Source organism: Pseudomonas sp. SWRI18 (assembly GCF_014268345.1).
Taxonomy (GTDB): domain Bacteria; phylum Pseudomonadota; class Gammaproteobacteria; order Pseudomonadales; family Pseudomonadaceae; genus Aquipseudomonas; species Aquipseudomonas cedrina.
On the sequence record NZ_JACCQQ010000014.1, the window covers coordinates 25,768 to 50,619 of the forward strand.

Consider the following 24,852-nt stretch of genomic DNA (forward strand, 5'->3'; position numbering starts at 1 on the left):
TGCGCTGTTTTACTTCTCGTAACAGACGTTTTGTTGACCTTAGGATTTTACCTACACGCAACGGCGCGAAGCATAGCGCAGCAGGCTTTGCATTTCCTTGCATAACGCAGGCGTCTTTTTGCCTGCATTGATCACATTGACTGACAACCTTATATTTCGGTCCGAATCGGTGGTACTGCCTTAACGACGTAGCCGGGAAATCCTTGGCGGTCTGTTCGTTCAATCACCCGCGCCCCTGCACGGCGCTCGCAGTCGATATAAAAACTCAATCGTCGACATGTCTCTTTTAAGGTACATTCCTCATGTACACAGTGAAACACGTGCTGTCCGCCAATGGCGTGGATATCTACCAGGCTTGGCTGGACACCGTGCAAGACAATCGTTCAAAAGCAAGGATCACCACCAGAGTCGACCGGGCATCCCTGGGTCATTTTGGAATAACCGAGCCGGTGGGCGATGGGGTCTTTGAAATGAAGCTCGACTTCGGGCCTGGGTTTCGTGTGTATTACGCAACACAGGATCGAAATATTATTTTCCTGTTGGGCGGTGGCTCAAAGGCCAAGCAGCAGAACGATATCGATCAGGCCAAGGCTCTCTGGAAATCTTACAAGGTGCAGCAAAAATGACCGTGCGTACTCGCTCCCATGAAGATAGTGTTCTTGAAATGCTTCGAAACGACGAAGCATTCGCCCTCGAATATCTATCTGTCGCGCTTGAGGAAATCGACGAAGCGGGTGGTGAAGACGCGTTCCTGGTTGCGATCCGCCGAGTGGCGGAAGCGCGTGGCGGAATGCTCAGCTTGTCGCAGAACACCGGCCTTAATAGGGCTAACCTCTACAGATCCATCGCCGTCGGCGGCGACCCTAAGCTCTCCACCCTCCTCAAAGTGCTTCAGGCATTAGGCGTGGGCATGTCGAAAGTCGTATCACATCGTACAGAGCAAGACCTCCGCGTTTAAAAGCGTGGTAAGGGCCTGCAGATTATCCGGCGCAGCACTCGTCGCATTTCCCCGCATAAAGCTGGTCAAGTGCGCTGCCCGTCGCTAGAATTGCGCACTTTTTGATCAGAGGCACACCAAGTGCCCATCCGCCGCCCTGTCGTGCCCGACTGGCCGCGTCATTCAATACCGAGGTTAGACATGTCCACCACCGTCGCAAAAGCCAACCCCAAGGTTGGCTTTGTTTCCCTGGGTTGCCCGAAGGCTCTGGTCGACTCCGAGCGCATCCTCACGCAACTGCGCATGGAAGGCTATGACGTTGTGTCCACTTACCAGGACGCTGACGTGGTGGTGGTTAACACCTGCGGCTTCATTGACTCGGCCAAGGCTGAGTCGCTGGAAGTGATCGGCGAAGCCATCAAGGAAAACGGCAAGGTCATCGTGACCGGCTGCATGGGCGTGGAAGAAGGCAATATCCGCAATGTGCACCCAAGCGTGCTGGCGGTGACCGGGCCGCAGCAGTACGAGCAGGTGGTCAATGCCGTGCACGCCGTGGTGCCACCGCGCCAGGACCACAACCCGCTGATCGACCTGGTGCCGCCGCAAGGCATCAAGCTGACCCCACGCCACTACGCGTACCTGAAGATTTCCGAAGGCTGCAACCACAGCTGCAGTTTCTGCATCATCCCCTCGATGCGCGGCAAGCTGGTCAGCCGCCCGGTGGGTGACGTCCTGGACGAGGCCCAGCGCCTGGTCAAATCCGGCGTGAAAGAGCTGTTGGTAATCTCCCAGGACACCAGCGCCTATGGCGTCGACGTGAAATACCGCACCGGTTTCTGGAACGGCGCGCCGGTGAAAACCCGCATGACCGAACTCTGCGAAGCCTTGAGCAGCCTGGGTGTGTGGGTGCGCCTGCACTACGTTTACCCGTACCCACACGTGGATGAACTGATCCCGCTGATGGCCGCCGGCAAGATCCTGCCTTACCTGGACATCCCGTTCCAGCACGCCAGCCCGAAAGTGCTCAAGGCCATGAAGCGCCCGGCGTTCGAAGACAAGACCCTGGTACGCATCAAGAACTGGCGCGAGATCTGCCCGGACCTAATCATCCGCTCGACCTTCATCGTCGGCTTCCCCGGCGAAACCGAAGAAGACTTCCAGTACCTGCTGGACTGGCTGACCGAAGCGCAGCTGGACCGCGTTGGCTGCTTCCAGTACTCGCCGGTTGAAGGTGCCCCGGCCAACCTCCTGGACCTGGCCGTGGTACCGGACGAGGTCAAGCAGGACCGTTGGGAGCGCTTCATGGCGCACCAGCAAGCCATCAGCTCGGCGCGCCTGCAACTGCGCATCGGCAAGGAAATCGAAGTGCTGATCGACGAAGTCGACGAACAAGGCGCGGTCGGCCGTTGCTTCTTCGATGCGCCGGAAATCGACGGTAACGTGTTTATCGACGATGCCAGCGGTTTGAAGCCGGGCGACAAGGTCTGGTGCACCGTGACCGATGCCGACGAATACGACCTGTGGGCGCAAAAGCGCGACTGATCACCAGCTGTGTAAAAAGCCCTGCATCTGATCAAGATGCGGGGCTTTTTTAGGTCTATCGTTTGCCTATTACCCATTCTCGGCAGGGGCAGAGCACATGCGTCGGCATTCAATCATCCACACACCCAAAACCAGCGACTATCAAACACTGACAGACATCTGGGAAGATTCAGTGCGGGCCACCCATGATTTCTTGCCGGATAGCTACATCGAACGGCTGAGGAGTCTGGTGCTGACGCACTATCTGGACACGGTGATGCTGATCTGCACCAGGGACGCGCACCAGCACATTACCGGATTTGCCGGTGTGGCCGCAGGCAAGATCGAAATGCTGTTTATCGACCCCAAGCACCATGGTCAGGGCCTGGGCAGCCAATTGCTGCGCTATGCGGTCGAGCATATGAATGCCGATGAGCTGGAAGTGAACGAGCAGAACCCCCTGGCGCTGGGCTTTTACCTCAAACAGGGGTTCGAGGTGATCGGACGCACCGAGCACGATGGCCTGGGCCAGCCGTATCCACTGTTGCGTATGCGTTTGCGCCAGCAACAATCATGCAGTGGCTGACGAAACGCAGAACAAGGTGGGAGCTGGCTTGCCTGCGATGGCATCACTGTGGTCTTCCAGATAGACCGCAGTGTCTGCATCGCAGGCAAACCAGCTCCCACAAAAAACACCGAGCTGAAATGGAGCCGGGATTAACCGGCTCCAGGCAGGTACAATAGCCGCCCCCTTTTGTTACGGCCCTTGTTATGACTGACCCCATACGCCTCTCCAAACGCCTTATCGAACTGGTCGGTTGCTCCCGTCGGGAGGCTGAGCTGTTCATTGAAGGCGGCTGGGTCTCGGTGGACGGTGAAGTGATCGACGAGCCGCAGTTCAAGGTCACCACCCAAAAGGTCGAACTCGACCCGCAGGCCAAGGCCACCGCGCCGGAGCCGGTGACCATCCTGATGCACGCCCCTGCGGGCGTAGATGCCGAAACGGCCATGGCGTCGATCAGCGCCGAAACACTCTCGCCGGAGCACCGCTTCGGCAAGCGCCCGCTCAAGGGCCACTTCCTGCGCCTGACCGCCAGTGCCGACCTGCAAGCCAAGGCCAGCGGCCTGCTGGTGTTTACCCAGGATTGGAAGATCCTGCGCAAGTTGACCGCCGATGCCGCCAAGATCGAGCAGGAATACGTGGTGGAAGTCGAAGGTGACATGGTTGCCCACGGCCTCAACCGCCTCAACCACGGCCTGACCTACAAAGGCAAAGAGTTGCCGGCCGTCAAGGTCAGCTGGCAGAACGAAAACCGCCTGCGTTTTGCACTGAAAAACCCGCAACCAGGCGTGATCGCGCTGTTCTGCGAAGCGGTCGGCCTCAAAGTCATCGCCATCCGCCGTATCCGCATCGGCGGCGTGTCCATCGGCAAAGTGCCCGTTGGCCAATGGCGTTACCTGTCCGGCAAAGAGAAGTTCTAAGCCGCTCCCCTTTTCGCGACACCGCCCATTGCGGCGGTGTCCTCAGTTGAATATCAGGATTGCCCACCATGATTCACAACGACGTACTACGCAGCGTGCGCTACATGCTCGACATCAGCGACAACAAGATGGTCGAGATCATCAAGCTCGGCGGCATGGACGTGACCAAGGACGACCTGCTGACCTACCTCAAAAAGGACGAGGAAGAAGGCTTCGTGTTTTGCCCGGATGACGTGATGGCGCACTTCCTCGATGGCTTGGTGGTCTTCAAGCGTGGCAAGGACGAGAGCCGCCCGCCTCAGCCGATCGAGACCCCGGTGACCAATAACATCATCCTCAAGAAACTGCGCGTGGCCTTCGAGCTGAAGGAAGATGACATGCACGCAATCCTCAAGGCAGCCGAATTCCCGGTGTCCAAGCCTGAGCTGAGCGCGCTGTTCCGCAAATTCGGTCATACCAACTACCGCACGTGCGGCGACCAGTTGCTGCGTAATTTCCTCAAAGGCCTCACCCTGCGGGTGCGTGCCTGAGCCATGAGCTACAGCGTCTCGCCCGTCGGCTTCGTGCGCTCCTGCTTCAAGGAGAAGTTCGCCATCCCACGCCAACCGCAGCTGGCGCCGGCCGCCCGCGGCGTGCTGGAGCTGGTGGCGCCGTTCGACGGCGGCGAAGCGGTGCAGGGCCTGGAACAGGTGAGCCATGTGTGGCTGCTGTTCCTGTTTCACCAGGCGCTGGAAGACAAACCGCGCCTGAAAGTTCGCCCACCGCGCCTGGGCGGCAATACGTCCATGGGCGTGTTTGCCACCCGTGCGACTCACCGGCCCAATGGCATTGGACAGTCGGTGGTTAAGCTGGACAAGGTCGAGCCGGGCCGTTTGTGGATTTCCGGGATTGATCTGCTGGATGGCACGCCGGTGCTGGATATCAAACCGTATGTGCCCTATGCCGACATTGTCCATGGGGCCACCAACGACATGGCCAGTGGCGCGCCGCAGTTGATACCGGTGCAGTGGCTGAAAACGGCCCTGCATCAGGCACAGAGCCATGCCCAGCGTCTGGGCGAGCCATTGGTGGAGTTGATTGATCAATGTCTGGCACAGGATCCACGGCCGGCGTATCAGATGCCCGGGCCTGAACGTGAGTATGGCGCACAGTTCTGGGATGTGGATGTGCGTTGGCACTATCCCGAGACGGGCGTCATCTGCGTGCTTGAAGTGGTTCCAGCTGAATAAACCCGAAACTAATGTGGGAGCCGCTCATGTGGGAGCTGGCTTGCCTGCGATGGCCTCACCTCGGTTCAACTGAATGACCGAGGCCTCTGCATCGCAGGCAAGCCAGCTCCCACAAAAACCAGCTCCCACATTTTTTGATGTTGCTTACTTCTCGACGAACGCGCGCTCGATCAAGTAATCACCCGGCTCACGCATGCGCGGCGAGACTTTCAGGCCAAAGCTGTTCAGTACTTCGCTGGTTTCGTCCAACATGCTTGGGCTGCCGCACAGCATGGCGCGGTCGTCCTCCGGGTTGATCGGTGGCAGGCCGATGTCACTGAACAGCTTGCCGCTGCGCATCAGGTCGGTCAGGCGGCCTTCGTTTTCGAACGGCTCGCGGGTCACGGTTGGGTAATAAATCAGCTTTTCACGCAGGGCCTCGCCGAAGAATTCATTCTGCGGCAGGTGCTCGGTGATGAATTCGCGGTAAGCAACTTCGTTGACGTAACGCACGCCGTGGCACAGGATCACTTTTTCGAAACGCTCGTAGGTTTCCGGGTCCTGGATCACGCTCATGAACGGCGCAAGGCCCGTACCGGTGCTGAGCAGGTACAGGTGTTTGCCCGGCTTCAAATCGTCAAGCACCAGGGTGCCTGTCGGTTTTTTACTGATGATGATCTCGTCGCCTTCCTTCAAATGCTGCAACTGGGAAGTCAGCGGGCCATCCGGCACCTTGATGCTGAAGAACTCCAGATGCTCTTCCCAGTTCGGGCTGGCGATGGAGTAGGCGCGCATGAGCGGGCGGCCGTTGGGCTGCTGCAGGCCGATCATCACGAACTGACCGTTCTCGAAGCGCAGGCCCGGGTCACGGGTGCACTTGAAGCTGAACAGAGTGTCGTTCCAGTGATGAACACTGAGGACACGCTCGTGGTTCATGTTGCTCATGTACGGGAAACTCCTGGAAATAGGTCTGCGCTGTATTCAGGCGCGTAATTGCACCGCATTCTAATCGCGGCGACAATATCTGTTAACTGGATTATTAAGATAAGGGTTATCGGTTATATCGATATGCGATTTACTCTCCGTCAACTGCAAGTATTCGTCGCCGTCGCCCAGCAGGAAAGCGTTTCCCGCGCTGCTGGCCTTTTGGCCTTATCTCAATCCGCCGCCAGCACCTCGATCACCGAGCTGGAGCGCCAATCCAGCTGCCAATTGTTCGACCGCGCCGGCAAACGCCTGAGCCTTAACGCCCTCGGCCGTCAACTGTTGCCCCAGGCGGTAGCGCTGTTGGACCAGGCCAAGGAAATCGAGGACCTGCTCAACGGCAAGTCTGGCTTTGGCTCGCTGGCGGTGGGCGCCACCCTCACCATCGGCAATTACCTGGCGACGCTGTTGATCGGCAGCTTCATGCAGCAACACCCAGAGAGCCAGGTAAAGCTGCATGTGCAGAACACTGCCCATATCGTGCACCAGGTTGCGCATTATGAAATTGACCTGGGTCTAATCGAAGGTGACTGCAGCCACCCGGATATCGAAGTGCAAACCTGGGTTGAGGATGAGCTGGTGGTGTTTTGCGCGCCGCAGCATCATCTGGCCAAGCGTGGCGTGGCAACGATGGACGAGCTGACCCATGAGGCGTGGATCCTGCGGGAACAAGGTTCGGGCACGCGCCTGACCTTCGACCAAGCCATGCGCCATCACCGTAGCGCGCTGAATATCCGCCTGGAGTTGGAACATACCGAAGCCATCAAGCGCGCGGTGGAGTCGGGGCTGGGGATTGGCTGCATTTCGCGGTTGGCGCTGCGCGACGCGTTCCGCCGCGGCAGCCTGGTGCCGGTGGAAACGCCGGATCTGGACCTGGCCCGGCAGTTCTACTTCATCTGGCACAAACAGAAGTACCAGACTTCGGCCATGCGCGAATTCCTCGAACTGTGCCGCGCTTTCACCGCCGGGGTGCAGCGCAGCGACGAGATCGTACTGCCGAGCATTGCCTGAGCCTTAGATCAGGATCACGGCCCACACCAGGGTGATCATGGTCAGCGCGACGGCCTGCGCGGCGCTGCCCATGTCCTTGGCGTTTTTCGACAGAGGGTGGCGATCCAGGGAGATGCGGTCGATCGCCGCCTCCACCGCCGAGTTGAGCAACTCGACGATCAGTGCCAGCAGGCACACGGCGATCAGCAAGGCACGCTCGACTCGGCTGACGTTCAGGAAGAAGCTCAGCGGGATCAAAATCACATTCAGCATCACCAGTTGGCGAAAAGCCGCCTCGCCGGTGAATGCCGCGCGCAGGCCATCCAGGGAATAACCCCCAGCATTGAAGATACGTTTGATACCGGTTTGACCCTTGAAAGGCGACATAGACGTAGGCAACTGAACCAAAGGAGTGGGGAAACTAGATCACGCACGGTCAAAAAAGCGTGAATCGATGACAGCTTAATGCTGCGAAATTGACTCAAGTTGTTGCAACAGCAGCGCCGCCTGGGTACGCGTACGCACGCCCAGCTTGCGGAAGATCGCTGTCACGTGGGCCTTGATCGTCGCTTCAGACACGCTCAGCTCGTAGGCTATCTGCTTGTTCAACAGACCTTCGCAGACCATGGTCAGCACCCGGAACTGCTGCGGTGTCAGGCTGGCCAGGCCATCACGGGCGGCCTTGGCTTCGTCGGACACGTTGATTTCTTCAAAGGCCTGCGGTGGCCAGGACACATCGCCGTCCAGCACAGTGCGCACGGCTTTCTGGATGTCTTCCATGGCGCTGGACTTGGGAATGAAACCGCTGGCGCCAAACTCCTTGGAGCGCACCACTACATCGGCTTCTTCCTGGGCCGAGACCATCACCACCGGAATTTGCGGATATTGCCCGCGCAACAGTACCAGCCCGGAAAAACCGTAGGCGCCGGGCATGTTCAGGTCGAGCAGCACCAGGTCCCAGTCGGATTTTTCGGTGAGGCGGGCTTCCAGCTCGGCAATGCTGGCCACTTCGACGAGGCGCACGTCCGGGCCGAGGCCCAGGGTCACGGCCTGGTGCAACGCACTGCGAAACAGCGGATGGTCATCGGCTATCAGGATTTCGTATGTGGCCATTGATTAAATGATCCTGTTTTTCAGGGGGCCCTGAGCGGCGCCCAGCATGCCCAGCGTAGCCTGGAGGGTCAAGCGCTACGCCCGTGGGCATTTTAGCGGGTTACGGGTTCATCGTGCCATCATGCAGACGTCGGCTGGCCAGATCCCTGGATATAAGGCACAAGACGCGTATGAACAGGGTCCGTCAGGTCCAGCTGCATCTGGAATTTGGCGGCCAAGTAGTGGGTGCTGAATACATCAAGGTAGGCATCCAGCACTTCGCTGGCAGCCAGGTCACCGGCCAATTCAAGGCACAGGGCGGCGACCTCGGCCGTGCAGAAGTGATCATCACGCTTGGATCGGCGCAGTTTGTAACGCGACAGCTGTTCCGGCGCCAGGCTGAGTACCGGCAAATGCTCCAGATAGGGGCTTTTGCGAAACATCTTGCGCGCTTCACTCCAGGTGCCATCCAGCAAGATGAACAATGGACGCTTGCGCTCTTGCACCTTCACTTCGCTGACGACGCGCTCGGGCGCGACGAATTCGCCGGGGAACACGATATAGGGTTGCCATTGCGGGTCGGCCAACACGTTGAGCAGTTCTGGATCAACCTCGGTGCGCGACCAGGCAAACGCCGTGGTGTCGTCAATCACATCGGCGATCAGCCAGCCGGTGTTGCTGGGTTTCATCGGTTCCACGTCATGCATCAGCAGACACATGGCCGATGTTGCGGCGACCTTGGGCCGCCAGGCACACAGGCAGTACTCGGGAATCACCCGGCAGCCGGGGCAGCGCTCGGCACGCGAACCACGATTAAGGAACGGCCGCACGGCGCGGGCCAGACGCTGGGTGCGCAAGCGGGAAACGGCGTGGCTCATCGGATGCGCCGGTGGGACGGGTAAATCGACACGGTGAAAACTCGTGGAAGGCTGAAGTGGCTGCAGTTTACCAGCGATACGCCTGGCTGTAGTGGCCAGGGCTCACCTATAATTGCGCGCCACTGAACGCACAGCGCAGTGGCTGGTCTATGCACCAGTAACCGAATCAGGAGAGTTTCATGCTGCGTTCCATGCTGCGTCTTGTCGCCCCATCCGTCGCCCTCGCGCTGGTATTGCCCGTGTGCGCCCAGGCGGCCTCGCTGCTGGAGGCCCAAATGAACAGGAAGTTGCAAAGCGTCGCGGCGGAGAGCAACAAGGACCTGCCCCGGGAAATCGATGAAAAGACCCTGGAAGTGGCCTACACCGTCGAGGGCATGCAACTGATCGATCACCTGAGCGTGCTGCCCGACCGCGCCGAACAAATGCGCGCCAATCCGAAGGCTGTCTACTTCCAGCTGGGCCGCAGCGTATGCACCAACCCGGGCTATCGCGAGCTGATGGCCAAGGGCGCCGTCATGCGTTACGAAATCACCGAAAACAAGACCAACCGCCCTGTGGCCTCGGTGAAGTTCGTGGAAGCGGATTGCCCAGCTCCGGTGAAAAAGAAAAAGTAATAGGTTGACCTTCACGCGCTACTGTCCTGTGGCGCGCACTCCCTCGCTTCAACGTCCAGCCGCGGCTAAGCTCCTTGATGAACGACCAATAAGCGGTTGCCAGCCAAGGGTTTTTCGGCCCATCATCCAGTTATCCCAACCCTTCATTCCCAGCGCTTTTTACGCTGTTCTGTAACATTTCCAGGGCAAAAGAAGGTGCCCCTGCGGCAAGCAGCGACACATGCAGTGTCGTAGCCTCCGGCGAACCTCTGGCCGGCCACCCGGGCCCTGCAAGAAGGAGAAGTGAATGCCTTACGAACCGAATGACCACCTGCTTCGACATTTTGAAGAAAACGGCGCCGACCTCACACAGCAGGTCGAAGCGCAACTCCAACTGATCGCGCCCAACAGCCCGAATATCCCCTTGTATCGCGACATGATCCTCACCGTGTTCCGCATGGCGCAGGACGACCGCGACCGCTGGAACGCCAAGATTACCCTGCGAGCCATCCGCGAACTGGACCACGCCTTCCGCGTGCTCGAACAATTCAAGGGCCGCCGCAAAGTGACGGTGTTCGGCTCTGCACGCACCCCGATGGAAAGCCCGCTGTACTCACTGGCCCGTGAAGTCGGCGCGGCGCTGGCACGCTCGGACCTGATGGTGATCACCGGCGGTGGTGGCGGCATCATGGCCGCGGCCCACGAAGGCGCCGGCCTGGAACACAGCCTGGGGTTCAACATCACCCTGCCATTTGAACAGCACGCCAACCCGACCATCGATGGTACCGAGAACCTGCTGTCCTTCCATTTCTTCTTTACCCGCAAGTTGTTCTTCGTCAAGGAAGCCGACGCGCTGGTGCTGTGCCCAGGCGGTTTCGGTACCCTTGATGAGGCACTGGAAGTGCTGACCCTGATCCAGACCGGCAAGAGCCCGCTGGTGCCAGTGGTACTGCTGGATGCACCCGGCGGCGGATTCTGGCAAGGCGCCCTGGACTTTATCCGCAGCCAATTGGAAGCCAATCGCTACATCTTGCCCACCGACCTCAAGCTGGTACGCCTGGTCTATAGCGCCGAAGAAGCGGTGGAGGAGATCAACCAGTTTTATGCCAATTTCCACTCTACCCGCTGGTTGAAGCGTGAGTTTGTGGTGCGCATGAATCATCCGCTCAGTGATCGAGCGCTGGCCCATTTACAGGATGAGTTTGCCAGCCTGCGCTTGAGTGGCGAGTTCCAGCAGCTTGCCTATACCGGCGAAGAACATGACGAGCCGAGGTTCAGCCATTTGACGCGGCTGGTGTTCAATTTCAATGGGCGCGATCAGGGCCGTCTGCGGGAGTTGGTGGACTACATCAACTTGCCGGAGAACTGGGCGCAGGCTCAGGGGAAGGCGCAGCAGCGGGTGGCGCAGGAGCCGGCGTGAAACCATAAAACGCAAAAAGGGCCCGCTATTTTCATAGCGGGCCCTTTTTTGGTGGTGTGCCAGGTGGGGATTCAATTGGGGCTGCTGCGCAGCCCAGCGCGGGGCAAGCCCGCTCACTACAGCAGCCCAACGCGAGGCAAGCCGCTCATACAACCGGTAAGTGCGCTCAGTCGTCCATATCTCGGCCGCTCAACAAGCGGCTGATCATCTCCATTGAAAACCCGCGATAACTCAGGAAACGCCCCTGCTTTGCACGCTCCCTGGCATCAATCGGAAGATGGCCGGAAAACTTGCGCCGCCAGGTGTCTTCCAACTGCGCCTGCCAGCTGATACCGCACTCACGCAAAGCAAGGTCGATGTCAGCACGCTGCAGGCCGCGCTGGTTCAACTCCTCACGAATGCGCGCAGGGCCGTAGCCGGAACGTGCTCGGTAGGAGACAAAACTTTCGAGGTAGCGCGATTCGGAGAGCAACCCCTCTTCCGTCAAACGGTTGAGGGCAGCTTCAATCATCTCGGGCTCCGCGCCGCGCTGACGCAGTTTACGCGTCAGCTCGACTCGACCATGCTCGCGGCGAGCGAGCAGGTCCATTGCAGTGCGCCGAACGGCGACGAGTGTATCGAGTACAACTGTCATCGTTTGCTTCAGATGTCAGTGTCGGCTTCTTCCACTTCTTCAACCGGCTCGCGGTTAGCGGCAGCTTTTACGTCTGGCGCTGGGGTCAGCAGCTTGTCGCGAATCTGCTTTTCAAGCGTGGCAGCGATGTCAGGGTTGTCCGCCAGGAACTTGGCCGAGTTGGCCTTGCCTTGACCGATCTTGCTACCGTTATAGGCATACCAGGCACCGGATTTCTCGACGAAACCGTGCAAAACACCCAAGTCGATCATCTCTCCGTTCAGGTAGATACCCTTGCCGTAGAGAATCTGGAACTCGGCCTGACGGAAAGGCGGGGCCACTTTGTTCTTCACGACTTTGACGCGGGTTTCGCTACCCACAACCTCGTCACCTTCCTTCACCGCGCCGGTACGGCGGATATCCAGACGGACCGAAGCGTAGAACTTGAGCGCGTTACCACCGGTGGTGGTCTCCGGGCTGCCGAACATCACGCCGATCTTCATACGGATCTGGTTGATGAAGATCACCAGGCAGTTGGCGTTCTTGATGTTACCGGTGATTTTACGCAGCGCCTGGGACATCAGACGGGCTTGCAGGCCAACGTGCATGTCGCCCATTTCGCCTTCGATTTCAGCCTTGGGTACCAGGGCTGCCACGGAGTCGACCACGATCACGTCGATGGCGTTGGAGCGCACCAGCATGTCGGTGATTTCCAGGGCTTGCTCGCCGGTGTCCGGCTGGGAAACCAGCAGGTCGTCAACGTTGACGCCCAGTTTGCCGGCGTACTCAGGGTCCAGGGCGTGCTCGGCGTCGACGAAGGCGCAGGTGGCGCCCATTTTTTGCGCCTGGGCGATCACCGACAGGGTCAGGGTGGTTTTACCGGAAGATTCAGGACCGTAGATTTCAACGATACGGCCTTTTGGCAGGCCACCAATGCCGAGCGCGATGTCCAGACCCAGAGAGCCAGTGGAAATAGCCGGGATCGCCTGACGGTCATGATCGCCCATACGCATTACGGCACCCTTGCCGAATTGACGTTCGATCTGACCCAGGGCCGCAGCCAAGGCTTTCTTCTTGTTGTCGTCCATTAAAGTCCTCACGTAATCAATAAGGCCGGGGGCGGCCAACACCTGTATAAGTAGACAGTATTGTTCCACAAAGAACGCAGATCGCCTACCCCTGATTGTCTATTTCTGCTGCAGCTCGTCGCAACAAGCCCTCCAGCGCGGCCTTTACCGTTTGTCGGCGGACCTCGTCGCGGTTGCCGGGAAAGTGCGCAAGCTCGGCAGTGACCTCATCGCCCACGCCAAAAGCCAGCCATACGGTGCCCACCGGCTTGTCGGGCGAACCGCCGTCCGGCCCGGCGATACCGCTGACGGCGACGGCAAACCGCGCCAGGCTTTTCTTCTGCGCGCCACGGACCATTGCCTCCACCACTTCACGGCTGACGGCGCCCACCTTTGAAAACAATGTTTCCGGCACATTCAACTGCCAGGTTTTCTGCCGATTGGAATAGGTCACATAGCCCGCCTCGAACCACGCCGAACTCCCTGGAATCTGTGTGATCGCTTCTGCGATACCGCCGCCGGTGCAGGACTCGGCAGTGGTGACATGAGCGTTGAGCACCTGTAGACGGCGGCCCAGGTCAGCGGCCAGTTGAGTGATTTCCTTCACGGTCATCTCCAGAGAGGGGGCGGGTTTTGCCTACCCTACAGGAGCCAATCACACGTGCAAGTGACGGAGTGTCTCAAGAAGCTAGCGGGCGACGGCGTGCACATAGGCCTGGCAGGCGCGCAACGCGATCAAGGCGTTATCACCGTCGTTGGTGATGCGGATAATTCGCTGAGCATGCGCCGGGTCAAGTCGGGCTCGCGGGGCTGCATGAACCACGCTGCCGGCGCCGGTGGCGGCTGGCACTGCACAGCCACTGGAGGCGTCGAGAAGGACTGACAACCGCACATCAGCAGTGGCCAGGCGGTCGCGCAGAGCCGCTTGATGACGTTGGGCATCGCTCAACTCCCGGGCATGTCGTGTGTCGCTGGCAGTGAGCTGTTGCTCAAGGGCCAGCCGTTGGTCTTGCGCGAACTGTTGCTGATGCAGAGCGGCCTGGATCTGAGTTGCCGACAAATGTTCAATCCGCGCCGAGTACCGCCATGCCTGCACCTGCCAGACAACCGTCACCAGCAGGCCTACGCCGATCAGCCGGCACACATTTAGGAAACGCATAACACCGCCTTCGCCCGCGCCCACAGCCGCAGGCGATCCTCCAGCCCATTGAGCCCGCCGTTGATGCGCCGCGTAATGGCAGTGAACTGCCCCTTGTCGGCCAGCTCGTTCAGGCCATTGCTCTGCCAGAACCAGCCGGCCGAGGCGGCGGCCCATTGGGGCAACTCGAGCAGCATCGGCTCGCGCAACAAACGATCATCGCCGAACAGTGCCCGGCTGCAGGCCAGATAATTGTGACTACCGGTAATCTGGATCAGCCCCCTGCCCCGGTATGCCTGGCCGTCGCCATCGGCTTGCGGGGTATTGCCCAGGCGCGCGGCCAACGGGCCGGTGTCGTACTGGCTCAGATACGCATCACTGCCCAGTTCACGCACATGGCGCAACTCGGCGGATTCGTGGCCGACTTGGGCGAGGAAGGCGGCGATGCGTATCGGGCGGTCGATCTCGTAGCGAACGAACGCTGTATTCAGGGCGGTTAAAAAGATGCCCGCGCGCGCGCGGGCGCCAGGCATCACCTGAAGCAGTTGGGGGAGCGTCATGAGCATGAGTTTGACTCTTGGTGATCACGCCATCTTTGTAGGCAATGGTCGTCATTGGCACACCATCTGGTGGGTGTGTGCATCTGCGTGGCCGTGGAGCAACACCAGAGACCACCAAGCAACACAGTGCCGGTACCACCAAGCCACGCGAACACGCCAAGGGCCAGGTCGTTAGGATCCATCGCCACTTCATAGAGAAAAGTGGCCGAGGTACGACCTGTACAAATAAGTCAGCTCCAGCAGAACTCCCAGCTCGGAGCAATGAGTGTGGTGGAGTCGAAAACGAAAAGGCCCCTGCATGTGCAGAGGCCCTGAATAGGTGCGCGACCTAAGCCGCGCGGTATTGCTTGGTAGGCCCCCACTAATGCAGGCCTGCAGTCTTCAGCGTGAGTTAAGCCACAGTGCCGTCGGCGCTGAGGTAGTCCCAGCGCATATACACGGGAATGTTGTAGCTGTCGCTCAACTGCATATATACCCCCAGACCCGCAGGAATAACGATAGGTTGAAAAACCTCACCCCCCGTATAAATGATCGGTAGAGTAAATTGAAAACGGTCTGGTGGCGGGGTCACTCCAACACTTACAGTGTTTTGGGTCCAGGTACGGATGTCATAAAAAATAATGCCATTCACGTTTTGTTGTGGAGTGAACAACGTAGCTACCTCACTGGCGCGGCCACTGAAAGTTAGGTCGTTTTTGAAGTGTTTGCCGAGTACTCGTACAGTCATTTTGTCACCTATTGAGTCGAATGATTTGTCGCGGAGAATTCCGCTTCCATGTCGCTCAAAGGCGATTGCTCGAGGCTCGCGGCCTTCACATGATTCAGCGTCCCGCATCGGGAGCATTTGATCTGGAGCTCTGTAAACCCACCCGTACGGGCGAGAAGTCTTTTGCAGTTACCGCATCTGAATTCTTTCAACATCTGCAAGTCCGTTATTTATCTGCCAAGCTCCCTCCCGCTCGTGGGAGCAGTGGGGCCTTGGCTGGCTTGGAAGCTACTGTTGCGATCTGGCAGTATCGAGACCAGGCCTAGGCTATCCCGTAGCAATGCATGGACTACTCCTGCAACGGGCGGTATTGGTCCGGATCGTCGATATTCGTGACTTCCCAGGTGCGGGCAAACAGTGGTTTGCCGGTGGGATCGTCGAGCAGTGACGGGCCGAGGTAGAGGTTTTGGGTGAAGGAAACGGTCCAGGTGTCGTAGTCCGTTTCCGCGCCGATGAGGCCGGAGGGTGCCGCAACAATCGCGGTGGGCACGTCGCATTGGTCAGGTGGCAGACCCCAGCGGTTATCCAGGGCCAGGTCCATCAATTGGCTGGCCAGGTCGCAGGCGTCAAACGGTGCCGACGCCCTGGCGACCATGGCCCTGAGCGAGACCGACAACGCATGTGCCTTGCGCCCTGCGAGGGAGCGAACGCCCGGACCGTTGCGCTCAACGCTGATCAAAATGCCGGTGTTATCCGCCGTGCTGGAAAAGTCCTGGTGATTGCCCACCCGCAGTTGCGGGAACGCGCTCTTCAGTGCAACCCCAATCGCCATCGGCAGTTGCGAAGGTTTTTCGAGAAGTGTCATTTGCTTGCATCCTTGCAGCGGTTACTGCTGATCCGGGCGGGAGGTTGGGGCCTCATTGACCCCGACGCGCCTGGCCGCCCAGCGCTCATAAAGGCCGATGGCCACGTCCGCGCCGGCCATGGCGGTCAGGCAACCAATGGCGCCAGCGGTCCAGATCGACATGCCGGCGGCGTAACACAGCATCAGGGCCGAAACCCCGCAGACCATGCACGCTCCAGACCGCAGCGCCAGACGCCGAACCAGCGACCAGCCACGGGCCCCCTCCTTGTCGGCGCGCCACATCTCGCCGGAAACTCCGCCGATCAAAGCCAATATGATGACCAGCCAGATAGGCATTTCCGCTAACGCTTGTTGTTCGTTTGTCATGTCACGCCTCCTGGCTGAGCACTGAATAGTCCGTTTTTCAATTACACACACTTCGATAGGTAGGCATTCCAAAAAGCCCGGTAGCCCGGGCTTTTCAGTAATGATGTCCTCGGTCTTTCGGCGCTACTGGCGCGGTACGGACCTTTCCTTGATGTTTTTCCGACCACGATCCCTGTCTGCCGGATAACTGCTTCTGGTGCTTTACGCTGCACACCCGGGTCAGTTGCCAACCCTCTGAACCGTTGAGGCCGGTTCATCGCTGCCTGTTTTTAACGCGGTACAACTAAAGAGCGTCGGCATCCTTGCCGGTGTCGCCTGGCATCCTTGCCATCGCTTCGATGGCGTCCATGCCGATATTGCGTGCCTTCCTTGTCTTCCTTGGCAGCATCCTTGCCGCCTCCACCAGGCCTTGTTGGCCGGCTTGAGATGGAGAATATGACTGTATAAACATACAGTCAATGCATAAATGCATTTATTTCCAGAAAATAAATGCATCTGTGCAATTTTAGCGTTTCAGCCGCGGGATTGAGGTTCTTACAGACGAAAAAAAGCCTGCTCGTTGGCAGGCTTTGTCTTACAGAAAAAGGTTAACGCGCGTACATGCCCCACCAGAACACATGGCCAAGGATGCTGATCTGCTCATCTTGGATATCCTGGAAGCTGTAGTCCTCATCCGGGTGCTCCTCGCGGTTGAAACTGCGCAGGCGAATCCCGGACGGCAAGCGATAGAGCTGTTTCACGCGCAACTGGCCATTGTGATTGATCGCATACAAATCGCCATCAACGATGTCACCGATCGCACTTTTGCCCGCATTCACTCCAACCGTCGCGCCATCGCGCAGCACCGGCAACATGCTATTGCCGCGTACCGTCACACACTTGGCCTGGTCGAACTGCACCCCGTTATGCCGCAGGCTGCGCTTTCCAAAACGCAGGCTGGCCTTCTCGCTTTCCTCGATGACGAATCTTCCTGATCCAGCAGCCAATTCAACCTCGCGCAGAAAGGGGATCGACACCTCGTCATCATTAACGGGCGTGTCGTCGTCCCACAGGCTTATATCCTTGAGTTCCGAATGCATCGGGTCGCGCCCGTCATCGCGCAAAGCCCCCACCGCCGCGCGGCCGCGCAGTTGGTCGGTGCTCACGCGGAAGTACTCGGCAATGCGCGAGATGTGCTTGTCCGACGGATCAACGATCTTGCCGCTGAGGATCCGGGACAACGTGGATTGAGGCACGCCAGTGCGCCGGTGAAGCTCCGTGGGGGAGATCCGGTCGCGGTCCAGCAGTTCTCTTAAGACGATAGAAACGTTGCGTTTTTGCATAACGGGGATAGTGACGAGAGTTTTTGGGGTTGGCAAATGCTAATTTGCATTCTTATGCATAAATCATGCATTTACCGGGCCGACCTACCTATCTTGATGTGGCCTGCGAACCCCCAACCTCGCGTGTTAACCTTGCGCCCATTGCAAAATCAGCTGGGCCGAGTGCCCCACGTTTGCCCCATCACTTTCAACGAATTTGCCTATTACCCAATGAGTAAAAACACCTCCGATCTGTCCTCCCACACCCCGATGATGCAGCAGTACTGGCGCCTCAAAAACCAGCACCCTGATCAGTTGATGTTCTATCGCATGGGCGACTTCTACGAGATCTTCTACGAAGACGCGAAGAAGGCCGCCAAGTTGCTGGACATCACCCTGACAGCGCGGGGGCAGTCGGCGGGGCAGTCGATTCCAATGTGTGGGATTCCTTACCACTCGCTGGAAGGCTATCTGGTCAAGTTGGTAAAGCTGGGCGAGTCGGTGGTGATCTGTGAGCAGATCGGCGATCCGGCGACCAGCAAAGGGCCGGTGGAACGTCAGGTGGTGCGCATCATTACGCCGGGGACGGTGAGTGATGAGGCGCTGCTGGATGAGCGGCGAGATAACCTGATCGCTGCGGTGTTGGGCGATGAGCGTTTGTTCGGGCTTTCGGTGCTGGACATCACCAGTGGCAATTTCAGCGTGCTGGAGATCAAGGGCTGGGAGAATCTGCTGGCGGAGCTGGAGCGCATCAACCCGGTGGAGTTGTTGATCCCGGATGATTGGCCGAAAGACCTGCCAGCAGAGAAGCGTCGTGGGACCAAGCGTCGTGCGCCGTGGGATTTCGAGCGTGACTCGGCGTTGAAAAGTCTGTGCCAGCAGTTCTCGGTGCAAGACCTGAAGGGCTTCGGTTGCGAAACCCTGACCCTGGCCATCGGCGCCGCCGGTTGCCTGCTCGCCTATGCGAAAGAGACCCAGCGCACCGCCCTGCCGCATTTGCGCAGCCTGCGCCATGAACGCCTGGACGATACGGTGGTGCTCGATGGCGCCAGCCGTCGCAACCTGGAGCTGGATACCAACCTGGCGGGCGGGCGTGACAACACCCTGCAGTCGGTGGTCGACCGTTGCCAGACCGCCATGGGCAGCCGCCTGCTGACGCGCTGGCTGAACCGTCCGTTGCGAGACTTGACGGTGCTGCAAGCGCGCCAGACTTCCATTACCTGCCTGCTGGACGGCTATCGCTTTGAAAAGCTGCAGCCACAGTTGAAGGAAATCGGCGATATCGAGCGCATCCTGGCGCGGATCGGCTTGCGTAACGCGCGTCCGCGTGACCTGGCGCGTCTGCGCGATGCCCTTGGCGCCTTGCCGCAGCTGCAAGTAGCGATGACCGAGCTGGACACGCCGCACCTGCAACAGCTCGCTGTCACGGCCGGCACTTACCCGGAACTGGCGGCGCTGCTGGAAAAAGCCATCATCGACAACCCGCCGGCGATCATCCGTGACGGCGGTGTATTAAAGACAGGCTATGACAGTGAGCTTGATGAACTGCAATCGCTGAGCGAAAACGCCGGGCAGTTCCTGATTGACCTGGAAGCCCGCGAAAAAGCCCGTACCGGCCTGGCTAACCTGAAAGTCGGCTACAACCGCGTGCATGGCTACTTTATCGAGTTGCCGAGCAAGCAGGCCGAGTCGGCGCCTGTCGACTATCAACGTCGCCAGACGCTCAAGGGCGCCGAGCGCTTTATCACGCCGGAGCTCAAGGCGTTCGAAGACAAGGCGCTGTCGGCCAAGAGCCGCGCCCTGGCGCGGGAGAAGATGCTCTACGAGGCCTTGCTCGAGGACCTGATCAGCCGCCTGGCGCCGTTGCAGGACACCGCCGCGGCCCTGGCCGAACTGGACGTGCTGAGCAACCTGGCCGAACGCGCGCTGAACCTGGACCTGAACTGCCCACGCTTTGTCAGCGAACCGTGCATGCGTATCGTGCAGGGTCGTCACCCCGTCGTGGAGCAGGTGCTGACCACGCCGTTCGTCGCCAACGACCTGTCGCTGGACGACGATACCCGCATGCTGGTGATCACCGGTCCCAACATGGGCGGTAAATCCACTTACATGCGTCAGACCGCTTTGATTGTGTTGCTGGCGCATATCGGCAGCTTCGTGCCGGCGGCCAGTTGCGAGCTGTCGCTGGTGGACCGCATTTTTACCCGGATCGGCTCCAGCGATGACCTGGCCGGTGGCCGCTCCACCTTTATGGTGGAAATGAGCGAAACCGCCAATATCCTGCACAACGCCACCGAGCGCAGCCTGGTGCTGATGGACGAAGTGGGCCGTGGCACCAGCACCTTCGACGGCCTCTCCCTGGCTTGGGCGGCGGCCGAGCGTCTGGCGCACTTGCGTGCCTATACGCTGTTCGCAACCCACTACTTCGAGCTGACCGTGCTGCCGGAGAGCGAGCCCCTGGTGGCCAACGTGCACCTCAACGCCACCGAGCACAACGAGCGCATCGTGTTCCTGCACCACGTGCTGCCGGGGCCTGCGAGCCAGAGTTACGGTTTGGCCGTGGCGCAACTGGCCGGTGTGCCGAACGACGTGATACTGCGTGCCCGCGAGCACCTGAGCCGCCTGGAAACCACCGCCCTGCCCCACGAAACCGCGGTCGCCAGCCCGAAGAAAGCCAGCAACAAACCCGCCGCGCCGCATCAGAGCGATATGTTCGCCAGCCTGCCCCACCCGGTGCTGGATGAGTTGGCAAAGCTTGACTTGGACGACTTGACACCGCGCAAAGCGCTCGAAATGTTATATGCACTGAAGACTCGGATATAACGCAGACGCTTGCAAGCTGGTAGACTCTCGCGCGGTTTGGGATGCTGCGGGCTTTTAGCCTGGCCTGCAGACTATCGCTCCCGAACCTCGCGAGCCCTGCCACAAAGGGTTTCGCTGCCGCCGCCTGAGGAGAAAATTAGAAATGACCTTCGTCGTCACCGACAACTGCATCAAGTGCAAGTACACCGACTGCGTAGAAGTGTGTCCGGTGGACTGCTTCTACGAAGGCCCGAATTTTTTGGTCATTCACCCGGACGAGTGCATTGACTGCGCCCTGTGTGAACCAGAATGCCCGGCCGTTGCGATTTTTTCCGAGGACGAAGTGCCTGCGGGCATGGAACAGTTCATTCAATTGAACGTCGAGCTGGCGGAAATCTGGCCGAACATCACGGAAAAGAAAGACTCGTTGCCGGATGCGGCAGAGTGGGACGGCAAGCCAGGCAAGATCGCGCACCTCGAGCGCTGACAGCATCGCAGCCCTCAAAAAAGCCCCTTGCGGGCTTTTTTGCATTTCTGGGGCAGGCGTTCACTTTTCTACAGGCAAAAAAAAGGGGCGGTTTGACCCGCCCACATTTTTTCCCTAGTCCCTTTGTTCCTTTTCATCGTCCTGATGAATCGCATCCCGCGACATTCCTTGAACCATCGTTCCGTGATGGCCGTGTCAATCCGTGGACACAGGGCTGATGTTAGAGAGTTCCATGGGAAGTACAACGGGATCCAACTTGGCCACTGACAAGCTTTCCCGCTAAAAGCGCATTAATTAATTGTTATATTTCAATAGGATAGAAAACCCTCCCAATAAATCGGGACGTCCCTGGCGGATAAAAAAACCGATCGCTTACGATAAAGTAAGCGAATGCTTACACGACTAACTGCGCAATCGCGTCACGCCTGCCCTTTGGCCGTATTCCAGGCATGGAAAAGCCCCGACTTAGTCGAGGCGTTTTCCCTGCGCGGCCCTCAGTCGTCGCTGACAGTAATGGTCGGCATTGCCGGGGCGGCAGCTTCCTGAAGTACGATCCGCGCGCCCACGTGGCGAGCCAGTTCCTGGTATACCATGGCGATCTGACCATCGGGCTCTGCCGCCACGGTCGGCTTGCCGCTGTCGGCCTGCTCACGAATCGACATCGACAACGGTAAAGACGCCAACACCTCCACACCGTATTGGGTCGCCAGCTTTTCGCCGCCGCCCTCGCCGAACAGATGCTCGGCATGCCCGCAATTGGAGCAGATGTGCACCGCCATGTTCTCGACCACGCCCAGCACGGGGATGTTGACCTTGCGGAACATCTCCACGCCTTTTTTGGCGTCGAGCAGTGCCAGGTCCTGCGGTGTGGTCACGATCACCGAGCCGGCCACCGGGACTTTCTGCGCCAGGGTCAGCTGGATATCACCGGTGCCCGGCGGCATGTCGATCACCAGGTAATCCAGGTCGCCCCAGGCGGTCTGGGTAACCAGTTGCAGCAAGGCGCCGGAAACCATCGGCCCGCGCCAGACCATCGGCGTGTTTTCATCGGTGAGGAAGGCCATCGACATCACTTCCACGCCCAGGGACTCGATAGGCACGAACCACTTCTGGTCCTTGATCTTCGGCCGTGTGCCTTCGGCGATGCCGAACATCACGCCTTGGCTCGGGCCGTAGATATCGGCGTCAAGAATGCCCACGCGCGCGCCCTCGCGGGCCAGGGCCAGGGCCAGGTTGGCCGCGGTGGTGGACTTGCCGACGCCGCCCTTGCCGGACGCAACCGCCACCACGTTCTTGACGTTGGCCAGGCCAGGGATCTGCGCCTGGGCCTTGTGCGCGGCGATCACGCAGTGGATGTCGACCTTGGCCGCCCCGACGCCGTCGAGGCCTTCGATGGCCATTTGCAGCATCTGCGCCCAACCGTTCTTGAACAGACCGGCGGCGTAGCCCAGCTCCAGCTGGACCGAGACCTGGTCGCCCTGGACTTCGATGGCGCGCACACAGCCGGCACTGACCGGGTCCTGGTTCAAATAAGGGTCGGTGTATTGGCGAAGAACGGCTTCCACCGCTGCGCGAGTGACGGCGCTCATGGGCTACTCCCGAAAAAGACTGACTGAAACAGGCGGCTATCCTAACCGTTCCAGCGGTCCAAAGGCATGCTTTCGCAGGTTCGGAAGATTCGGAAACAGCGCCACGGGGTGAAATATATCCGCTGGCGCTTTATAGTGGCCGACCTCCGTTTCATCAAGTAGCCGAGCCCCATGTCCGAGCCACGCAAGATCCTCGTCACCAGCGCCCTGCCCTATGCCAATGGTTCCATCCATCTTGGCCATATGCTTGAGTACATCCAGACCGATATGTGGGTGCGCTTCCAGAAGCATCGCGGCAATCAATGCATTTATGTCTGCGCGGACGACGCACACGGTTCGGCCATCATGTTGCGCGCCGAAAAGGAAGGCATCACCCCGGAACAACTGATCGCCAATGTGCAGGCTGAACACAGCGCCGACTTTGCCGAGTTCCTGGTGGAGTTCGACAACTTCCACTCCACCCACTCCGACGAAAACCGCGAGCTGTCGAGCCAGATCTACCTGCGGTTGAAAGAAGCCGGGCACATTGACCAGCGTTCGGTCACCCAGTATTTCGACCCGGAAAAGAAGATGTTCCTGGCCGACCGCTTCATCAAGGGCACCTGCCCCAAATGCGGCACCGAAGACCAGTATGGCGACAACTGCGAAAAGTGCGGCGCGACCTACGCACCGACCGACTTGAAGGACCCGAAGTCGGCGATCTCCGGCGCCACTCCGGTGCTCAAGGACTCGCAGCACTTCTTCTTCAAGCTCCCGGATTTCCAGCAGATGCTGCAAACCTGGACGCGCAGCGGCACCTTGCAGGACGCCGTGGCCAACAAACTCGCCGAATGGCTCGACAGTGGCCTGCAGCAGTGGGACATCTCCCGTGATGCGCCATATTTCGGCTTCGAGATTCCGGGCGAGCCTGGCAAGTATTTCTATGTGTGGCTGGATGCGCCGATCGGCTACATGGCCAGCTTCAAGAATCTGTGCGATCGCACGCCGGACCTGGACTTCGACGCGTTCTGGGGCAAAGACTCCAGCGCCGAGCTGTATCACTTCATCGGCAAGGACATCGTCAACTTCCACGCCCTATTCTGGCCGGCGATGCTCGAAGGTTCGGGCTACCGCAAGCCAACCGCCATCGCCGTGCACGGTTACCTGACGGTCAATGGCCAGAAAATGTCCAAGTCCCGTGGCACCTTTATCAAGGCGCGTACTTACCTGGACCACCTGTCGCCGGAATACCTGCGCTATTACTACGCCTCCAAGCTGGGCCGTGGCGTCGACGACCTCGACCTGAACCTGGACGACTTCGTACAGAAGGTCAACTCGGACCTGGTCGGCAAAGTCGTCAACATCGCCAGCCGTTGCGCCGGGTTTATCCACAAGGGCAACGCCGGTGTACTGGTGGCCGAAAACGCCGCGCCGGAACTGACCGACGCTTTCCTGGCCGCCGCGCCAAGCATCGCAGACGCCTATGAAGCCCGCGACTTCGCCCGCGCCATGCGCGAGATCATGGGCCTGGCCGACCGCGCCAACGCCTGGATCGCCGACAAGGCCCCGTGGTCGCTGAACAAGCAGGAAGGCAAGCAGGACGAAGTGCAGGCGATCTGCGCCACGGGTATCAACCTGTTCCGTCAATTGGTGATCTTTCTCAAGCCGGTACTGCCGTTGCTGGCCGCCGATGCCGAGGCATTCCTCAATGTTGCACCGCTGACCTGGAACGATCACACCACCTTGCTCGGCAACCATCAGCTGAACGCGTTCAAGCCGCTGATGACCCGTATCGACCCGGTAAAAGTCCAGGCCATGACCGACGCTTCGAAAGAAGACCTGGTCGCCAGCCAGACCGATACCGGCTCGGCTGCGCCGGCGGGCAATGGTGAGCTGGCCAAGGATCCGATCTCCCCGGAGATCGACTTTGATGCGTTTGCCGCCGTGGACCTGCGCGTGGCGCTGATCGTCAAGGCCGAAGCCGTCGAGGGCGCCGACAAGTTGCTGCGCCTGACACTCGACATCGGTGATGAGCAACGCAACGTGTTCTCCGGGATCAAGAGCGCTTACCCGGACCCGTCCAAGCTCGATGGTCGCCTGACCATGATGATCGCCAACCTCAAGCCACGGAAAATGAAATTCGGTATTTCCGAAGGCATGGTCATGGCGGCCGGGCCGGGCGGCGAAGAGATCTACCTGCTGAGCCCTGACAGCGGCGCCAAGCCGGGTCAACGTATCAAGTAACCTGCAAGGTCTGTGGTTGTGGTTGTGGCG

Annotated in this window: 28 protein-coding genes; 13 read left to right on the top strand and 15 right to left on the bottom strand. The window is 59.3% G+C overall.

Features of this window, described 5'->3' with window-relative positions; all coding sequences use genetic code 11:
- Positions 1 to 302: 302 nt before the first annotated feature.
- The 7 genes from H0Z09_RS16410 to tsaA all read left to right on the top strand — a co-directional run bounded on the left by H0Z09_RS16410 (position 303) and on the right by tsaA (position 5,169).
- Positions 303 to 626 (top strand): type II toxin-antitoxin system RelE/ParE family toxin, encoded by a 324-nt coding sequence (locus tag H0Z09_RS16410; protein WP_186691468.1) that lies wholly within the window; start codon positions 303 to 305, stop codon positions 624 to 626.
- Positions 623 to 958 carry an addiction module antidote protein gene (locus tag H0Z09_RS16415; protein WP_186691469.1) on the top strand — a complete coding sequence of 112 codons (336 nt, stop codon included), beginning with the start codon at positions 623 to 625 and terminating at the stop codon, positions 956 to 958. Before H0Z09_RS16410 ends, H0Z09_RS16415 begins: the two co-directional genes overlap by 4 nt.
- A gap of 180 nt (positions 959 to 1,138) precedes the next feature.
- On the top strand, positions 1,139 to 2,479 hold the full coding sequence (gene rimO, locus H0Z09_RS16420; RefSeq protein WP_186691470.1) for a 30S ribosomal protein S12 methylthiotransferase RimO: 1,341 nt from the start codon (positions 1,139 to 1,141) through the stop codon (positions 2,477 to 2,479).
- 97 nt (positions 2,480 to 2,576) lie between these two features.
- The gene (locus H0Z09_RS16425; RefSeq protein ID WP_186691471.1) at positions 2,577 to 3,044 is read left to right on the top strand and encodes a GNAT family N-acetyltransferase; all 468 of its coding nucleotides are present in this window, start codon (positions 2,577 to 2,579) and stop codon (positions 3,042 to 3,044) included.
- 185 nt (positions 3,045 to 3,229) lie between these two features.
- The gene (locus H0Z09_RS16430; RefSeq protein ID WP_186691472.1) at positions 3,230 to 3,940 is read left to right on the top strand and encodes an rRNA pseudouridine synthase; all 711 of its coding nucleotides are present in this window, start codon (positions 3,230 to 3,232) and stop codon (positions 3,938 to 3,940) included.
- Positions 3,941 to 4,008: 68 nt separating this feature from the next.
- Entirely contained in the window at positions 4,009 to 4,470 is a 462-nt protein-coding gene (locus tag H0Z09_RS16435; protein WP_076951431.1) for a DUF1456 family protein, read from the top strand.
- 3 nt (positions 4,471 to 4,473) lie between these two features.
- Positions 4,474 to 5,169 carry a tRNA (N6-threonylcarbamoyladenosine(37)-N6)-methyltransferase TrmO gene (gene tsaA / locus H0Z09_RS16440; protein WP_186691473.1) on the top strand — a complete coding sequence of 232 codons (696 nt, stop codon included), beginning with the start codon at positions 4,474 to 4,476 and terminating at the stop codon, positions 5,167 to 5,169.
- Positions 5,170 to 5,313: 144 nt separating this feature from the next.
- On the opposite strand, the gene fpr is transcribed toward tsaA, so the two are convergent.
- The gene (gene fpr / locus H0Z09_RS16445) at positions 5,314 to 6,093 is read right to left on the bottom strand and encodes a ferredoxin-NADP reductase (RefSeq protein WP_003172178.1); all 780 of its coding nucleotides are present in this window, start codon (positions 6,091 to 6,093) and stop codon (positions 5,314 to 5,316) included.
- 123 nt (positions 6,094 to 6,216) lie between these two features.
- On the opposite strand from fpr, the gene H0Z09_RS16450 reads away from it, so the two are divergent.
- Complete coding sequence (locus tag H0Z09_RS16450) at positions 6,217 to 7,143, top strand: LysR family transcriptional regulator (RefSeq protein ID WP_048720074.1); 927 nt, start codon at positions 6,217 to 6,219, stop codon at positions 7,141 to 7,143.
- Between the two features lie 3 nt (positions 7,144 to 7,146).
- Here the strand turns inward: H0Z09_RS16450 and H0Z09_RS16455 are convergent, their stop codons facing one another.
- From H0Z09_RS16455 to H0Z09_RS16465, 3 genes are all read right to left on the bottom strand, one after another.
- Positions 7,147 to 7,509 (bottom strand): diacylglycerol kinase, encoded by a 363-nt coding sequence (locus tag H0Z09_RS16455; protein WP_186691474.1) that lies wholly within the window; start codon positions 7,507 to 7,509, stop codon positions 7,147 to 7,149.
- Positions 7,510 to 7,584: 75 nt separating this feature from the next.
- The gene (gene erdR / locus H0Z09_RS16460) at positions 7,585 to 8,235 is read right to left on the bottom strand and encodes a response regulator transcription factor ErdR (RefSeq protein WP_003189050.1); all 651 of its coding nucleotides are present in this window, start codon (positions 8,233 to 8,235) and stop codon (positions 7,585 to 7,587) included.
- A 119-nt stretch (positions 8,236 to 8,354) separates the two neighbouring features.
- Positions 8,355 to 9,092 carry a tRNA-uridine aminocarboxypropyltransferase gene (locus H0Z09_RS16465; RefSeq protein WP_186691475.1) on the bottom strand — a complete coding sequence of 246 codons (738 nt, stop codon included), beginning with the start codon at positions 9,090 to 9,092 and terminating at the stop codon, positions 8,355 to 8,357.
- A 179-nt stretch (positions 9,093 to 9,271) separates the two neighbouring features.
- Here H0Z09_RS16465 and H0Z09_RS16470 point away from each other — a divergent pair, with 179 nt between their 5' ends.
- Together H0Z09_RS16470 and H0Z09_RS16475 are read left to right on the top strand one after the other, a co-directional pair.
- Positions 9,272 to 9,706, top strand: a complete 435-nt coding sequence (locus H0Z09_RS16470) for a PA3611 family quorum-sensing-regulated virulence factor (protein ID WP_169376687.1) — start codon at positions 9,272 to 9,274, stop codon at positions 9,704 to 9,706.
- A 286-nt stretch (positions 9,707 to 9,992) separates the two neighbouring features.
- Positions 9,993 to 11,105 carry a TIGR00730 family Rossman fold protein gene (locus H0Z09_RS16475; RefSeq protein WP_186691476.1) on the top strand — a complete coding sequence of 371 codons (1,113 nt, stop codon included), beginning with the start codon at positions 9,993 to 9,995 and terminating at the stop codon, positions 11,103 to 11,105.
- 166 nt (positions 11,106 to 11,271) lie between these two features.
- Here H0Z09_RS16475 and recX read toward each other — a convergent pair whose 3' ends face one another.
- The 10 genes from recX to H0Z09_RS16525 form a co-directional block, all read right to left on the bottom strand.
- Positions 11,272 to 11,739 carry a recombination regulator RecX gene (gene recX, locus H0Z09_RS16480; RefSeq protein WP_186691477.1) on the bottom strand — a complete coding sequence of 156 codons (468 nt, stop codon included), beginning with the start codon at positions 11,737 to 11,739 and terminating at the stop codon, positions 11,272 to 11,274.
- Positions 11,740 to 11,747: 8 nt separating this feature from the next.
- Positions 11,748 to 12,806 carry a recombinase RecA gene (recA, locus tag H0Z09_RS16485; RefSeq protein WP_048720087.1) on the bottom strand — a complete coding sequence of 353 codons (1,059 nt, stop codon included), beginning with the start codon at positions 12,804 to 12,806 and terminating at the stop codon, positions 11,748 to 11,750.
- 85 nt (positions 12,807 to 12,891) lie between these two features.
- A complete protein-coding gene (locus tag H0Z09_RS16490; protein WP_186691478.1) occupies positions 12,892 to 13,392 on the bottom strand; it encodes a nicotinamide-nucleotide amidohydrolase family protein in 501 nt (166 codons plus the stop codon).
- Positions 13,393 to 13,473: 81 nt separating this feature from the next.
- The gene (locus H0Z09_RS16495; protein ID WP_186691479.1) at positions 13,474 to 13,944 is read right to left on the bottom strand and encodes a lysis system i-spanin subunit Rz; all 471 of its coding nucleotides are present in this window, start codon (positions 13,942 to 13,944) and stop codon (positions 13,474 to 13,476) included.
- Positions 13,932 to 14,489 (bottom strand): glycoside hydrolase family 19 protein, encoded by a 558-nt coding sequence (locus H0Z09_RS16500; RefSeq protein WP_186691480.1) that lies wholly within the window; start codon positions 14,487 to 14,489, stop codon positions 13,932 to 13,934. The genes H0Z09_RS16495 and H0Z09_RS16500 overlap by 13 nt, the downstream gene beginning before the upstream one ends.
- Positions 14,490 to 14,874: 385 nt before the next feature.
- Positions 14,875 to 15,210: a 3-methyladenine DNA glycosylase gene (locus H0Z09_RS16505; protein ID WP_186691481.1), complete on the bottom strand. Its 336-nt coding sequence runs from the start codon at positions 15,208 to 15,210 to the stop codon at positions 14,875 to 14,877.
- Between the two features lie 8 nt (positions 15,211 to 15,218).
- Positions 15,219 to 15,410, bottom strand: a complete 192-nt coding sequence (locus H0Z09_RS16510) for a Com family DNA-binding transcriptional regulator (RefSeq protein WP_186691482.1) — start codon at positions 15,408 to 15,410, stop codon at positions 15,219 to 15,221.
- Between the two features lie 128 nt (positions 15,411 to 15,538).
- Entirely contained in the window at positions 15,539 to 16,054 is a 516-nt protein-coding gene (locus H0Z09_RS16515) for a hypothetical protein (RefSeq protein WP_186691483.1), read from the bottom strand.
- 21 nt (positions 16,055 to 16,075) lie between these two features.
- Positions 16,076 to 16,420: a phage holin family protein gene (locus H0Z09_RS16520; RefSeq protein WP_186691484.1), complete on the bottom strand. Its 345-nt coding sequence runs from the start codon at positions 16,418 to 16,420 to the stop codon at positions 16,076 to 16,078.
- 587 nt (positions 16,421 to 17,007) lie between these two features.
- The gene (locus H0Z09_RS16525) at positions 17,008 to 17,742 is read right to left on the bottom strand and encodes an XRE family transcriptional regulator (RefSeq protein ID WP_186691485.1); all 735 of its coding nucleotides are present in this window, start codon (positions 17,740 to 17,742) and stop codon (positions 17,008 to 17,010) included.
- A 210-nt stretch (positions 17,743 to 17,952) separates the two neighbouring features.
- Between H0Z09_RS16525 and mutS the strand changes: the two genes are divergently transcribed.
- Complete coding sequence (gene mutS, locus H0Z09_RS16530; protein ID WP_186691486.1) at positions 17,953 to 20,544, top strand: DNA mismatch repair protein MutS; 2,592 nt, start codon at positions 17,953 to 17,955, stop codon at positions 20,542 to 20,544.
- Between the two features lie 142 nt (positions 20,545 to 20,686).
- Positions 20,687 to 21,010, top strand: a complete 324-nt coding sequence (gene fdxA / locus H0Z09_RS16535) for a ferredoxin FdxA (protein ID WP_169376662.1) — start codon at positions 20,687 to 20,689, stop codon at positions 21,008 to 21,010.
- Positions 21,011 to 21,504: 494 nt separating this feature from the next.
- On the opposite strand, the gene apbC is transcribed toward fdxA, so the two are convergent.
- Positions 21,505 to 22,599: an iron-sulfur cluster carrier protein ApbC gene (gene apbC, locus H0Z09_RS16540; RefSeq protein ID WP_076951416.1), complete on the bottom strand. Its 1,095-nt coding sequence runs from the start codon at positions 22,597 to 22,599 to the stop codon at positions 21,505 to 21,507.
- Positions 22,600 to 22,770: 171 nt separating this feature from the next.
- Here apbC and metG point away from each other — a divergent pair, with 171 nt between their 5' ends.
- Positions 22,771 to 24,822 (top strand): methionine--tRNA ligase, encoded by a 2,052-nt coding sequence (metG, locus tag H0Z09_RS16545; protein WP_186691487.1) that lies wholly within the window; start codon positions 22,771 to 22,773, stop codon positions 24,820 to 24,822.
- Positions 24,823 to 24,852: the final 30 nt, after the last annotated feature.

Bases quoted from the DNA above. Each gene is read 5' to 3' on its own strand.
- fdxA (WP_169376662.1), top strand. From the start codon at position 20,687: ATGACCTTCGTCGTCACCGACAACTGCATCAAGTGCAAGTACACCGAC.
- recA (WP_048720087.1), bottom strand. From the start codon at position 12,806: ATGGACGACAACAAGAAGAAAGCCTTGGCTGCGGCCCTGGGTCAGATC.
- recX (WP_186691477.1), bottom strand. From the start codon at position 11,739: ATGACAGTTGTACTCGATACACTCGTCGCCGTTCGGCGCACTGCAATG.
- H0Z09_RS16415 (WP_186691469.1), top strand. From the start codon at position 623: ATGACCGTGCGTACTCGCTCCCATGAAGATAGTGTTCTTGAAATGCTT.
- H0Z09_RS16450 (WP_048720074.1), top strand. From the start codon at position 6,217: ATGCGATTTACTCTCCGTCAACTGCAAGTATTCGTCGCCGTCGCCCAG.
- erdR (WP_003189050.1), bottom strand. From the start codon at position 8,235: ATGGCCACATACGAAATCCTGATAGCCGATGACCATCCGCTGTTTCGC.
- H0Z09_RS16435 (WP_076951431.1), top strand. From the start codon at position 4,009: ATGATTCACAACGACGTACTACGCAGCGTGCGCTACATGCTCGACATC.
- H0Z09_RS16475 (WP_186691476.1), top strand. From the start codon at position 9,993: ATGCCTTACGAACCGAATGACCACCTGCTTCGACATTTTGAAGAAAAC.
- rimO (WP_186691470.1), top strand. From the start codon at position 1,139: ATGTCCACCACCGTCGCAAAAGCCAACCCCAAGGTTGGCTTTGTTTCC.
- mutS (WP_186691486.1), top strand. From the start codon at position 17,953: ATGAGTAAAAACACCTCCGATCTGTCCTCCCACACCCCGATGATGCAG.
- fpr (WP_003172178.1), bottom strand. From the start codon at position 6,093: ATGAGCAACATGAACCACGAGCGTGTCCTCAGTGTTCATCACTGGAAC.
- H0Z09_RS16430 (WP_186691472.1), top strand. From the start codon at position 3,230: ATGACTGACCCCATACGCCTCTCCAAACGCCTTATCGAACTGGTCGGT.
- H0Z09_RS16410 (WP_186691468.1), top strand. From the start codon at position 303: ATGTACACAGTGAAACACGTGCTGTCCGCCAATGGCGTGGATATCTAC.
- tsaA (WP_186691473.1), top strand. From the start codon at position 4,474: ATGAGCTACAGCGTCTCGCCCGTCGGCTTCGTGCGCTCCTGCTTCAAG.
- H0Z09_RS16470 (WP_169376687.1), top strand. From the start codon at position 9,272: ATGCTGCGTTCCATGCTGCGTCTTGTCGCCCCATCCGTCGCCCTCGCG.
- H0Z09_RS16505 (WP_186691481.1), bottom strand. From the start codon at position 15,210: ATGACTGTACGAGTACTCGGCAAACACTTCAAAAACGACCTAACTTTC.
- metG (WP_186691487.1), top strand. From the start codon at position 22,771: ATGTCCGAGCCACGCAAGATCCTCGTCACCAGCGCCCTGCCCTATGCC.
- H0Z09_RS16520 (WP_186691484.1), bottom strand. From the start codon at position 16,420: ATGACAAACGAACAACAAGCGTTAGCGGAAATGCCTATCTGGCTGGTC.
- H0Z09_RS16495 (WP_186691479.1), bottom strand. From the start codon at position 13,944: ATGCGTTTCCTAAATGTGTGCCGGCTGATCGGCGTAGGCCTGCTGGTG.
- H0Z09_RS16500 (WP_186691480.1), bottom strand. From the start codon at position 14,489: ATGCTCATGACGCTCCCCCAACTGCTTCAGGTGATGCCTGGCGCCCGC.
- H0Z09_RS16515 (WP_186691483.1), bottom strand. From the start codon at position 16,054: ATGACACTTCTCGAAAAACCTTCGCAACTGCCGATGGCGATTGGGGTT.
- H0Z09_RS16465 (WP_186691475.1), bottom strand. From the start codon at position 9,092: ATGAGCCACGCCGTTTCCCGCTTGCGCACCCAGCGTCTGGCCCGCGCC.
- H0Z09_RS16425 (WP_186691471.1), top strand. From the start codon at position 2,577: ATGCGTCGGCATTCAATCATCCACACACCCAAAACCAGCGACTATCAA.
- H0Z09_RS16525 (WP_186691485.1), bottom strand. From the start codon at position 17,742: ATGCAAAAACGCAACGTTTCTATCGTCTTAAGAGAACTGCTGGACCGC.
- apbC (WP_076951416.1), bottom strand. From the start codon at position 22,599: ATGAGCGCCGTCACTCGCGCAGCGGTGGAAGCCGTTCTTCGCCAATAC.
- H0Z09_RS16455 (WP_186691474.1), bottom strand. From the start codon at position 7,509: ATGTCGCCTTTCAAGGGTCAAACCGGTATCAAACGTATCTTCAATGCT.